Origin of the sequence: Lentzea rhizosphaerae (assembly GCF_042649515.1) — a bacterium.
Classification (GTDB): domain Bacteria; phylum Actinomycetota; class Actinomycetes; order Mycobacteriales; family Pseudonocardiaceae; genus Lentzea; species Lentzea aerocolonigenes.
The window spans coordinates 70,295-81,706 of sequence record NZ_JBHRZI010000037.1 but is presented as its reverse complement, the minus strand read 5'-3'; the positions used below and the strand labels follow the sequence as shown (position 1 = coordinate 81,706).

The 11,412-nt window shown below is 66.3% G+C and carries 11 protein-coding genes and 6 tRNA genes; 12 read left to right on the top strand and 5 right to left on the bottom strand.

The genetic code is table 11. The annotated features are described in order from the left end of the window. Positions 1–108 precede the first annotated feature (108 nt). A complete protein-coding gene (locus tag ACFOWZ_RS39650; RefSeq protein ID WP_382379108.1) occupies positions 109–657 on the top strand; it encodes a tyrosine-type recombinase/integrase in 549 nt (182 codons plus the stop codon). A 120-nt stretch (positions 658–777) separates the two neighbouring features. Here ACFOWZ_RS39650 and ACFOWZ_RS39645 read toward each other — a convergent pair. The 4 genes from ACFOWZ_RS39645 to ACFOWZ_RS39630 form a co-directional block, all read right to left on the bottom strand. Next, positions 778–849 (bottom strand) — tRNA-Val (locus ACFOWZ_RS39645). Positions 850–905: 56 nt separating this feature from the next. Then, positions 906–1,328, bottom strand: coding sequence for a TIGR02611 family protein (locus ACFOWZ_RS39640; RefSeq protein WP_382379107.1), 423 nt, complete (start codon positions 1,326–1,328; stop codon positions 906–908). A gap of 22 nt (positions 1,329–1,350) precedes the next feature. Continuing rightward, on the bottom strand, positions 1,351–2,136 hold the full coding sequence (locus ACFOWZ_RS39635) for an anti-sigma factor (RefSeq protein WP_382379106.1): 786 nt from the start codon (positions 2,134–2,136) through the stop codon (positions 1,351–1,353). Then, positions 2,133–2,753: an RNA polymerase sigma factor gene (locus ACFOWZ_RS39630; protein ID WP_236703752.1), complete on the bottom strand. Its 621-nt coding sequence runs from the start codon at positions 2,751–2,753 to the stop codon at positions 2,133–2,135. Before ACFOWZ_RS39630 ends, ACFOWZ_RS39635 begins: the two co-directional genes overlap by 4 nt. A 255-nt stretch (positions 2,754–3,008) precedes the next feature. On the opposite strand from ACFOWZ_RS39630, the gene ACFOWZ_RS39625 reads away from it, so the two are divergent. The 10 genes from ACFOWZ_RS39625 to ACFOWZ_RS39580 all read left to right on the top strand — a co-directional run bounded on the left by ACFOWZ_RS39625 (position 3,009) and on the right by ACFOWZ_RS39580 (position 10,252). Next, positions 3,009–3,434, top strand: coding sequence for an SsgA family sporulation/cell division regulator (locus ACFOWZ_RS39625; RefSeq protein WP_030466274.1), 426 nt, complete (start codon positions 3,009–3,011; stop codon positions 3,432–3,434). Between the two features lie 107 nt (positions 3,435–3,541). Further along, positions 3,542–3,614, top strand: a tRNA-Gly gene (locus tag ACFOWZ_RS39620). 43 nt (positions 3,615–3,657) lie between these two features. Beyond that, positions 3,658–3,729 (top strand) — tRNA-Cys (locus tag ACFOWZ_RS39615). Between the two features lies 1 nt (position 3,730). Further along, positions 3,731–3,802: transfer RNA gene (locus ACFOWZ_RS39610), tRNA-Val, on the top strand. A 170-nt stretch (positions 3,803–3,972) separates the two neighbouring features. Further along, positions 3,973–4,045: transfer RNA gene (locus ACFOWZ_RS39605), tRNA-Gly, on the top strand. 1 nt (position 4,046) lies between these two features. Continuing rightward, a tRNA-Val gene (locus ACFOWZ_RS39600) sits at positions 4,047–4,118 on the top strand. A 163-nt stretch (positions 4,119–4,281) separates the two neighbouring features. Next, positions 4,282–4,890: a TIR domain-containing protein gene (locus tag ACFOWZ_RS39595; RefSeq protein ID WP_382379105.1), complete on the top strand. Its 609-nt coding sequence runs from the start codon at positions 4,282–4,284 to the stop codon at positions 4,888–4,890. After that, entirely contained in the window at positions 4,875–6,515 is a 1,641-nt protein-coding gene (locus ACFOWZ_RS39590) for a KGGVGR-motif variant AAA ATPase (protein ID WP_382379104.1), read from the top strand. Before ACFOWZ_RS39595 ends, ACFOWZ_RS39590 begins: the two co-directional genes overlap by 16 nt. A 12-nt stretch (positions 6,516–6,527) precedes the next feature. Next, positions 6,528–7,133, top strand: a complete 606-nt coding sequence (locus ACFOWZ_RS39585) for a hypothetical protein (protein ID WP_382379103.1) — start codon at positions 6,528–6,530, stop codon at positions 7,131–7,133. Then, entirely contained in the window at positions 7,130–10,252 is a 3,123-nt protein-coding gene (locus ACFOWZ_RS39580; RefSeq protein ID WP_382379102.1) for an ATP-binding protein, read from the top strand. The genes ACFOWZ_RS39585 and ACFOWZ_RS39580 overlap by 4 nt, the downstream gene beginning before the upstream one ends. Positions 10,253–10,295: 43 nt before the next feature. Here the strand turns inward: ACFOWZ_RS39580 and ACFOWZ_RS39575 are convergent, their stop codons facing one another. After that, positions 10,296–10,922, bottom strand: coding sequence for a hypothetical protein (locus ACFOWZ_RS39575; protein WP_382379101.1), 627 nt, complete (start codon positions 10,920–10,922; stop codon positions 10,296–10,298). A gap of 218 nt (positions 10,923–11,140) precedes the next feature. Here ACFOWZ_RS39575 and ACFOWZ_RS39570 point away from each other — a divergent pair, with 218 nt between their 5' ends. Next, entirely contained in the window at positions 11,141–11,314 is a 174-nt protein-coding gene (locus tag ACFOWZ_RS39570) for a hypothetical protein (RefSeq protein ID WP_382379100.1), read from the top strand. The last annotated feature ends 98 nt before the right edge of the window (positions 11,315–11,412 follow it).

Below are 11,412 nucleotides of genomic sequence, written 5' to 3'. Positions count from 1 at the left end.
GAACTCGGGCACGTGCCGCCCGCCGAGTACGAAGCACTGCACGCGATGACCCATCCGGTCACCGCATCCCTGGAAACCAACTAATCCAGTCTCCATCAAACCCGGTACTTGACAGTTCGCCGCTCGGAGCTGTGCGGTGTGGAGATCGCGGCCTTCGATCTGTTGAAGAAGATTGTCCGCATGGGCTTCACCACACGAGTCATCGCCGGCGGAAAGGTGGTGAAGGGCTCAGGTAAGAGCCAGAAGAGCCGCCGGTCGATGGCGCTGGACAGCTTTACCACCGGTGTGATGGTCGTGCACTTCCAACAGATTGAGCAGTACAAGAAAGACTGGGGCGACGCCTATCAGGACCACGGGTTGGCGTTCTGCTGGGAGGACGGTCGGCCGATCCACCCGGACACCGTCACCGAGGAGTTCAACCGGCTGGTGGACTTCCTGGGGCTGCCGAAGATTCGGTTCCACGACGTCCGGCACACCTACGCGACGATCTCCCTGCGAACCGGTGTGCACCCGAAGATTGTCAGCTCTCGCCTGGGACACGCGACGGTGGCGTTCACCCTCGACACCTACACGGGGGACGTCGAAGACCTTGATCGCGACGCCGCCGAGGCAGTGATTGGTCTGTTCAAGCCGCGCTCGCAGAAGGGGTTGGCGTGACATGGAACTACGCCGGTTTACCACCACTTTTACTACCGAGGCCCTGGAACGACGGCTCTGCACCGGCCCGAGAAACCCGAAAGCCCCCGACCTTCGCAGGTCAGAGGCTTTCGGGTTGGATGGGCGATACTGGGATCGAACCAGTGACCTCTTCGGTGTGAACGAAGCGCTCTCCCGCTGAGCTAAACGCCCGTGTTCTGTTGTCTTGCTGTCCCGCTCTCGCGGTGTGGCCATAGCTTACAACATCATCAACGAGAACCAAAAATCGGGCTCTGCAACCAGCTCCACTCGACGCCGAACCAGCCGCCGACCAGCGCGAACACGTTCAGGAAGTAGCAGGTGACCAGGACGATGGCGCAGACGCCGGCCATCACCAGGCCTCGGACCCAGGCCGGCTGGCGCTTGAGCCACTCGACCCAGCGGTCGTAGTAGCGCTTGGCGAACTTCAGGACTCGGCCCGCCCACTCGAACTCCGTGGCGAGGATTGCGAGGCCTGCGAAGACCACCAGCCAGCCTGGGCCGGGGTACGGGATCATGATGATGCCGCCGACCAGGACCAGGCCGCCGATCACGCCCACGCCGATGCGGTAGGCGAGGTTCAGCGCCGGGTTCCGGTGGAACCAGTGGCGCCAGCCCTTGTGCTCGTCGGGCTTCGTGTCGGGCTTCGTCATGTGTCGATCATCCTGTTGGGACTCAGGCGGGTGCAACCTGGCCCCCTGCCAGCACCTCTGAGGGTTTCTGAGGGGCCTGGCGGCCTGGTTCCAGTGATACCGCGAAGGTCGTGTGCTTGTGCGCGTCGGCCGACCAGCTCAGCAGTTGCGGGGTGGTCGAGCCTGCGGGCACGTCGAACACCGCCAACGGTACCGGCGCTTTCGTACTTGCACCCCAAACCACGTAAACGTGACTCGGGTCGTTCGGCTCGAGGTTCATCGGCACGACGGCGCCCGAGGTGGGGCTCGACAGGACTACGGCCGCCTCCTCGCCTGAGCCTGTGCGCAGGACCGCCCTGTTCGTGGCCGGGTCGGCGGCGAGGGAGAGGGCCTTGTTCAGGTCGTTCGTGCGGGCCTGGGCGGCCGCTACCTCGCTGGACAGTTGGTTCACGCGCACGCCCAGGTAGCCGCCTCCGGCCAGGACGGCCAGTGCCGCGGCGGCGGCCAGCAGGACTCGGCCCGTGCGGCGGCTGTGTTGCGGGCGCCGCAGGGGAGTCGGGGCCGCGTGGCGCGGGGTGGGCTGGGGTGGGATTTCCTGGGGGATGTGCTCGATCTGTTCCATCAGCCTCGCGCGCAGGCGGGGTGGTGGCTGTTCCTGGCGGACGGCGCCGCCGATGCCCGCGAGCACCTCCTGCGTCGACCGCACGGTGCGCTGGCACGCGGGGCAGGTCGGCAGGTGGTCGCGGACCACCGCTTCCTCGTCCGGCTCCAGGGAGTGCATCGCCCAGCCGACGGCGAGCTCCTCGTGAGGGCACAACTCGCCGTTCACCGGTTTGCTCCTGTCGTCTCGCCGGTCTCGCCGGCCCACAAGTTGCCCAACGTGCCTCTCAGGCGTCTGATCGCGGCGAACGTGCGCGATTTCACAGTCCCCAGCGGCACGCCGGTCAGCTTCGCCACCTCGCACTGCGTGTAGCCGCCCAGGTAGGCGAGGGCGATGACCTGCCGCTGCTCCTCTGGCAACGTGTGCAGGGCCGCCCTGACCTCGGCGCTCACCACGCTCACCAGCGCTTCGTGCTCGGAGCCCTCGACCGGGGGTGAGACGTCGTCGGTCAGGGGAACAGTCCGGCGGCGCTGGGTGTTCTCCTTGCGTACGGCGTCCACCGCGCGGTGGTGCACCAGGGTCATCAGCCAGGTGCCGAAGCTTCCGCGGGTGGGGTCGAACCTGGCGGGGTGCCGCCAGAGCGCGAGGAAGGCTTCCTGGACGACGTCCTCGGCCAGTTCCGGGTCCACGCAGATGCGTCTGGCCAGCGAATAGGATGGTGTGCCGTACCTGTCGTACAGCTCACCGAACGCTGACCGGTCGCCTTGTGCGAGCCTCTGCACGAGCTCGAAGTCGGTCGGCCGGCCGTCGCGTGACGCGGCGGGTGGACCGGGCGAGTCAGCCACCAGAGATGTCCTCACGTCCAACATTCGCGCAACAGCCGGTACCGGGTTCAGGTTAGACCCAGCAAGATGGGGGTCGCTGTACGCGGGCTAAGAGCGAGGAGGGCACAGAGCGCGTGCAAACGGTCGCCGTGCGCAATCATGCTGACCCGATGGGGTGATCTGCGCCCGAATTGCGAGCGTTCCTCGCCACATGCACGTCACAACTGAGGTGCTCGGTCGTTTCATTGACCGGGAAGGGAGAAGAGGGTAACGACGATGCGCAACGATCACGTGACGCTCCGCTCGACAGCGGTCTTCGACCTGCTGGCGCCGAGGACCCCCGCGGTCCCGGTTCAGGTGGAGCTGCGATACGACACGAAGGACCCGTACGCGGTCGTCGCCGCGTTCCGCACCGGCCGCGCCGGTTGGGTCGAGTGGGTGTTCGCCCGCGACCTGCTCGCCGACGGTCTCATCGCCGACGCCGGCGACGGAGACGTCCGGATCCGCCCCGCCGCCGACGACCCCGAGGTCGTCGTGATCGAGCTGAGCTCGCCTTCCGGGCACGCCATGTTCGAGGCGTCGGCCCAGGAACTCGCAGACTTCCTCGACCGGACCTACGACGTCGTCGTGCCGGGCAACGAGCACCTCTGGGTCAACGTCGACGAGGCGCTCACGCACCTCATCTCGAACGACCTGAGCTGAATCATCCGAGGTAGGGGGCCCGCGAAGGTGGTGCGGGTACCCCCGGTGAAACCCGCTTGAACCCCTCGTATAAGGTTTGTTTCAACATCACGAAGTCAGTGATGTACGCGGATGTAGCGCAGTTGGTAGCGCATCACCTTGCCAAGGTGAGGGTCGCGAGTTCGAGTCTCGTCATCCGCTCTGTGGGTCCTCAGTGGATAGTTGGCTGTGGACTCATGCTCCTGGCGGAGTGGCCGAGTGGCTTAGGCAAGGGCCTGCAAAGCCCTGTACACGGGTTCGATTCCCGTCTCCGCCTCGGACGATTAGCTCAGCGGGAGAGCACTACCTTGACACGGTAGGGGTCACTGGTTCAATCCCAGTATCGTCCACTCGGATCACCAGCAGGGCCAGGTGCACAACGCACCTGGCCCTGCTGTCGTTCCGGGGCCTGCCGGCGCCCTCGCCACGCTCAAGATCAGCCGATTTGGAACTTCGGGGGACCGTCGGATAAAGTTCCTCTCGCACCACGGGAAACCCGCAAGGGAAACCTGAGGGGCACGCGGATGTAGCGCAGTTGGTAGCGCATCACCTTGCCAAGGTGAGGGTCGCGAGTTCGAGTCTCGTCATCCGCTCGGACGATTAGCTCAGCGGGAGAGCACTACCTTGACACGGTAGGGGTCACTGGTTCAATCCCAGTATCGTCCACTCACCCGAGAAGCCCTCGATCAAATCTGGTCGGGGGCTTCTTGCTGTTCGCGGTCGCTGGCGGCAACGGCCCAGTTTTTGTCCAGTTATTGGTCGGAACGGCCGAAAATGCCCACTTTTTTGTCTTTTATCGACGTGGGTGGCGCATCTACCGTTGTGCGCTGTGTCCGGCTACCAGTTCGATTTCTTCATCAGCTACAGCCGTCAGGGCAGTGTCCAGAAATGGCTGCTGAACCACTTCTACAACAAACTCGTCGAGTGTCTCGCCGACGAGTGCGCGCCCACGCCCAAGGTCTACATGGACCGCTTCATGCCGCGCGCCGTCGAGTGGTCGCACAACCTGCAGACTTCGCTGCGACACAGCAAGATCATGATCCAGGTGATGACGCCGCACTACTTCACGTCCGGCTGGTGCATGGCGGAGCTGTACAGCATGCGGGCGCGGGAGGACATGCTCGGACTGGCGAGCAGCCAGAGCTCCCAGGGGCTGATCTATCCCATCCTCTATTCGGACTCGGAGAACTTCCCGATCGAGGAGCGGATGCGCAAATGGCACGACTTCAAGGAATATGCACACCCCGACCCTGTTTATCAGCAGACCGTCGACTACATCCACTTCCACAAAGAAGTGAAACAGCTGGCGCGTGACCTGGTCGAGCTGGTGCACCAGGTGCCTGACTGGCGGCCGGACTGGCCGATCGTCGAACGTCCCGAGCCGATCGTCACCCCACGTCCACCCCTGCCGAGGTTCAGCCGATGTCCGGAACCGTGATCACGTTCTACTCCTACAAAGGCGGTGTCGGGCGCAGCTTCACCTTGGCCAACACGGCCGTTCTGCTCGCGCGCTGGGGATATCGGGTGCTCGCGGTCGATTGGGACCTGGAGGCACCGGGCCTTCACCTGTACTTCCGTCCGCACCTTTCCGGGATGCCCGCGGGTGGTGTGGTCGATCTCGCACACGAGTTCGTCCAGAAAATTGAGTTCCCCAGCTCGCACACGGTTCGCGTCGACGTGGAAGGTGGGGTCCTCGACCTGCTGGCCGCGGGCAAGGTCGTGGACGGCAGGCTGGACGCCTCCTACGCGGATCGGTTGCAGGAGATCGACTGGGAGGACCTGTACGCAGCCGGGTTCGCCGAGTTCCTCGAAGAGCGCCGGGCCGAGTGGATCGCCAAGTACGACTTCGTGCTGATCGACAGCAGAACCGGTGTCTCGGACGTGGCACGCATCTGCACCGCCCAGCTGCCCGATCGGCTCGTGGTCGTGTTCACCGCGAACGACCAGAACCTCAACGAAGTCGTCGACATCGCCCATCTCGCGGACCAGGCCAGGGATCGGCTGCCCTACGACCGTCCACGGCACCAGGTCATGCCGGTGTTGTCCCGGCTCGACAACCGGATGGAGTACGAAAGGGCCGAGGAGTGGCAGCAGAAGTGTGCGGGCGTCGTCGCGCCGTTGTTCCGCAACTGGATGGTCAAAGGCGTTACGTCCGAACAGATGCTGCGGCACCTGACAGTGCCCTACATCTCCTACTGGAGCTTCGGCGAACTGCTCCCGGTCGTGGTGGAGCGGCCCCCGTCACCGGACCAGATCTCGTTCGCGCTGGAGACGGTCGCCGCGGTGATCGCGCAGCAGTTCGACCGCACGGACCTGCTGGCCGACAACCGCGACGCCTACGTGGCGGCGGCACGGTCGCGCCGGCGGAAGTTCGACCTGGACCTGCTCGTGTCGAGCCCTCGCAAGCAGTGGCGCACCGGAACCGAGCTGATCACCGAACTGCGGCTGCTCGGGATCAAGGCCGACCGGTCGGTCTCGGGTGACCCGGAGATCCTCGACCAGGCAGGAGACGCTGCCGAGCACCTGTGCCTGGTGGTGGCCGGCGAACTGAGCCGGTGGCAGCTCACCGAGGCGGAACGGTTCGTCCGGCGAACACTGGGCCCGGACGGGGCTCAACGGCAGATGTTCTGCCTGTTGACCCGAGGCACGGACCGAGAGCTGCTGCCCGGCTTCCTGCGCAACCTGCGGCACCTGGAGTTCGATCCGGGCGTTCGCCCCGTCCGGGTGGCACGGGAGCTGCACGACCTGATCAAGGCGACCCCCGCGCCCGAAGCCGAACCGGACCAGGAGGCGTTGAGGGACGCCGAAACCGCCCTGCGCGAGTTGCCTGACCAGCTGCCGTATCCCGGGAGGTTCGTGCTCGTCGAGGACACGGTGCGCGGCATGGCCGGTGCGCTCGACGACGGCGACATGGACCTGCTGCGCGACCGGTCGGCAGACCTGTTGCTGCTCGGCAAGCCGCACCGCAACGGAACCGGCGTGGCAGTACCGGAGCGGCTGCGCACCGAGGTGAGCGCCCTGCTCGCCCGGATCGAGCGACGAATCACCGCGTTGACGAACTGAAAGGGCGGCGTGATGCCGGAGAAGTACGCAAGCAGCGCCAAGTCGGCACTGATGGCCGTGATGCTGGCCAACAGGGACGTGCCCAACGTGGAGCTGAAGGACAACTACAAGATCACGTTGCTGCCCAGGGACCGCGACGCGCTGAACCGCGACAAGCTCCTCGAGTCGTCGAAGGAGGGGCGGCGGTACATCCACAAGATCACCGACCGCGGTATCGACTGGTGCATGACCCACCTGGTCGAGAGCGAGCTGCCTTCGCGCGTGGGGCCGCAGGCGCGGGTGAATCAGGAACTGTTGCGGCGCATGGTTCCCTTCCTGCGCGAACGTGGCCTGCTCGCCGAGGCGATCCGCTCGCGCGGCCTGGAGGAGCTGATCCGTCAGGTGTACCTGGAACTCGGTGACGGCTACCAGGACTGGGTCCGGCTCGCGAAGATCCGCCCGCGGCTCGACGGCGCGGACCGCGAAGACGTGGACGAGACCCTGCTGAAGATGGTGAAGACCGGCTACGCGCACCTGGTGCCCAGCTCGAACCGCAAGGTGCTGACCGACGAGGACCACGCGTCCGCGATCCGGATCGGCGGCGAGGACAAGCACCTGATGGCGATCGAGGAATCATGACCGAACAACTGCGTGAGGCGCTTGCGGTCGTGCGGTTCAACTCCGCTGAGACACCTGACGACGTCTGGCACGCCTCCCCGTTCCACATCGACGGCCTGCACACCAGGGCCGAGCACCGCCTCCGGGCCGGTATCGCCGACGCGAGGGACAGCATCGGTCCGAGTGTCGGCGGTCTCGTGCTGCAGGGTGAGAAGGGCGTCGGCAAGACGCATTTGCTGGGCTCGGTGCGTCGGATGGTTCAGCAACAGGGCGGCTACTTCTTCCTGGTCGAGCTCACGTCCGGCATCGCGTTCTGGGACGACGTCGCCGACGCGATGCGCAGTGAACTGCGTCGTGCCAATGACGAAGGCGAGCTTCAGCTCACGGTGCTCCTGCGGCAGCTGTGCCTGGGTGCCGACTCGCCCCCGGAGGTCGCTGCGGCTGTTGTGGGTGAAGCAGCTCTGACACCTGAACACCTCCGCACCTTCGTCTCTGGACTGCGCAAAGTGGACAGTCGCATCGCCGTTGAGTGCGGTGACACCATCCGGGCGTTGGTGCTGTACGCCTCGGAGCACTCCGACATCGGCCGGTCCTATCTCAAGGGGGTCGACGACACCGGGGAGGAACGCCGTCGCTGGGGCTTGCCCGCAGAGGCGATCCCGTCCCGAGCCCTGGTGCGTGACATTTCTCGTGTTCTCGCCATGACAGGTCCTTGCGTCATCGCAGTCGACCAGCTCGACACTCTGGTCAACAAGGGGCAGGACGAGGTCGGCGAGAGGGTGACGAACCCTGAGCTGGTGCAGGAGATCGCGGACATCTCAGACGGCTTGATGCAGCTCCGCGAGACGACGAGGCGCACGATCACAGTGGTGGCCTGCCTGATCGACACGTGGTTGATGCTGAAGTCGATCGCGAGCGACACCGTCGAAGACCGGTTCACCACGACGCCGATCCTGGCTGCGATAGCCGATCCGGAGATCGGCAGGAAACTGGTCGAGAAGTGGCTGGGGGTGATCTACCAGCGCAACGGCATCACTCCACCGCATCCGACGTGGCCGGTGGCGCCGAGCGCGTTCGATCCCGGGAACTGGGCGAACCGCACGCCCCGGCAGCTGCTCAAGCGTGTGCACCAGCACGCGGAAGCCTGTTTGTACGGCGAGATCAGGGAACTCGGTTCGTTCAACGAGCCACTGCCCTCCGACGTGGTGGCGACACCTGTGTCGGCCGGGCCCGAGCCGGACTACATGTCAGAGCTCGACACCAGGTTCGAGCACCTGAAGCGGACTGCCGAGATCGCCGCCGCGGAGGTCAGGCCGGCCAACGAGGACGAGGTCCTGCCGGCCCTGCTCCTGGCCGGGCTCAAGTCCTGGATCACCGAGGTCGGCAACGACGAGCTGAAGTGGCACCCGGAGCCGAGCTCCGACGACATGCGACTCCACGCCGGGCTCCGGCTCACCGTCAACGAGGAACTGGACACCCAGGAGCGCTGGGGTCTGAGGTTCATCGCGAGCAGCCACGGCAACCGAGTGCTCCGCAAGTTGCGCGACGCCCGCGCTGCGGCAGAAGGCTCGCACGGTGGCCGGGGCCGTCACCTGATCATCGTTCGCAACGGGCCCAAGGGCTGGACGGGCGCGGTGACACAAAGGCTGGTGGCCGACCTCGAGAGCGCGGGTGGCCGGTGCGTCGACATCACGGACGACGACCTGAGGACGTTCAGCGCGCTCAAGGAGATCTCCGCGGTTCAGACGCACCAGCTGCTCGCCTGGCTGGTGGCACGGAAACCCGCCAGCAGCAGCACGTTTCTGCGATCGGTGCTGCCGGGCCAGGAACGAACGGCGGTGAGCCACCAGGAGACGCGCCCGCCGCCGAAGCCGGAAACTCCGCAACCGAAGCCGCAGCGGCCGCAGGCGAAACCTGTGGCGGACTCCGACGCGATCGTGCTCGGGATGGACGGCGAGATCCGCATCGAGCTCGAGTCGTTGCGCAAGCACGCCATCGTGTTCGCGGGCTCCGGCAGCGGGAAGACGGTGTTGCTGCGCAGGATCGTCGAGGAGTGTGCGCTGCGCGGGGTCTCGGCGATCGTGCTCGATCCCAACAACGACCTGGCGCGGCTCGGGGACGCCTGGCCCGAGCCGCCGGGGGAGTGGCGGGCGGGGGACCAGGAGTCTGCCGCGGAGTACCTGGCCGGTACCGAGGTCGTCGTGTGGACGCCTGGACGGGCTAGCGGGCGGCCGCTCACGTTTCACCCGTTGCCCGATTTTGCCGAGGTGCGGGGGGACGAGGACGAGTTCGTTGCGGCGATTGAGGCCGCGGTGGCGCGGTTGGTGCCTCATGCGCGGATCGCCAACGGGACGAAGTTCGCTGTTCGGGGGCGGGCTGTGCTCAAGGAGGCGTTGAAGCACTACGCGCGGGAGGATCGGCGGGATCTCAACGGGTTCGTGGATCTGCTGGCGGAGTTGCCGGAGGGCGTCAGCAAGTTGACGTCGGCGGCGGCCACGGCGGCTGATCTCGCGGAGACCTTGAGGGCCGCGATGGTCAACGACCCTCTGCTTGCCGGGCAGGGGGAACCGACGGATCCCGGGGTGTTGCTCCGGCCGTCGGAGGGGAAGCGGGCTCGGGTGTCGGTGATCAGTTTTGTCGGGTTGCCGTCGGATGAGCAGCGGCAGGGGTTCATCAGCCAGTTGCAGCTGGAGGTGTTCGCGTGGATCAAGCGCAACCCCGCGGCGGACCGGCCGCTCGGCGGGCTCATGGTGATGGACGAGGCTCAGACGATCGCGCCGTCCGGTGGGGTCACGGCGAGCACGCAGACCACGATCCTGCTGGCGTCGCAGGCCCGCAAGTACGGGTTGGGGTTGTTGCTCGCCACACAGGCGCCGAAGGGTGTGCACAACCAGGTCACCGGTAACGCGACCACGCAGTTCTTCGGGCGGTTGAACAGTCCTGCGCAGATCGCCGCGGCCACGGACATGGCGCGGGCCAAGGGGAGTTCGATCGCGGACATCTCGCGGTTGGAGCGCGGGCAGTTCTACGTCACCGGGGACACGTTCGGGTTCCGGCGGATGCTGGCGCCGCTGTGCCTGAGCCACCACCCGCCCAGTCCGTTGCGGCTGGAGGAAGTGGTCGAGAGGGCCAGGCGGTGAGAAAGGGCGGTGTCCCCTCCAGGGGGGCACCGCCCTTTTCGCGTCACGCGGTCGTGGACAGCATGTCCTCGATGCGTTGGCACAGCGTGGGGAACAGCTCGGTGGAGCCGCCGAGGACCACGAAGTTCACGGTCTCGTCGCCACCGCGGTGGACTTCCAGCGCGTAGACGGTGTCGTTCTCCCGTTCGACGCGCACGGCGACGGTCGTGTCGCCCAGGTGCACGGTGCCGGCGAGGCCGCGCTTGGCGAGCTCGGGCGACGCGGCGGCGAACTGTTCGGCCAGAGCGCGCAACGGGGCCTGCGCGGGCTCTTCCGGCACGGTCGTCACCTCGGCGACGGACACCCGGTCTCTGCCCGCGGTCTCCGCCGCCTCCACCCGGCTCACCAGGACGTCCACCAGGCCCTCGTCCGCACGCAGGTAGGGACGCGGTGACGACGCGGGGACCTCGCCCGTCAGCACCGGCAGCACGTGCTCGTCGCCGTCCTGCGCCACGAGTTCGTCCACAGTGGACACGAACGGCACGAGGAAGCGCACCTGCGCGTCCGGTTCGTCGTTGTTCTCCAGCACGGTGAGGCCGCGCTGCCGGCACGCCTCGACGACCTCGCCGGCCACGGCGCGCTGGTCCTCGGCGAACGACACGGCGATGTCGTAGGTCGCGGATTCGGTCACTCCAAACCTCCCTGTTGACTCCCGGCCGGCGGCCGGGTGCGCGCAGCATCCGCTCCCGGTGTTGACCAGAAGTGGATGAGGAGTGGACGTGTTGACCACTGCGGTGGGCAACGGGAAACACCTGGTTCGGCCGTTTTTGAAGATGAATCCTCGAAGGGAGCCCGCAGGAAGCGGGCGAAATCCAGAAATCAAATCCGATTCCCTTCGGAGGATTCGCCATGTCCAAAATCGTGTCCTCTTTCATCGCCGGCGCGACCACGCTGGTGACCGCTCTCGCCGTCGCAGCCGCTGTTTCCGGTGGTGGCACGGCCAGCGCGGACGAGAACCCGCCTGCCACCACCACGACCACCACGCAGACGCAGGACGGCGGCGGCAACCCGTGGCACGGGTGAGCTAGCCGCAAATGCGCCCCGGTCATTTTTCGAAACGGCCGGGGCGATTGCGGTGCCGGTGTTGGAGATGGTGTACTCGGCGCACGCCGGAGCGGGAG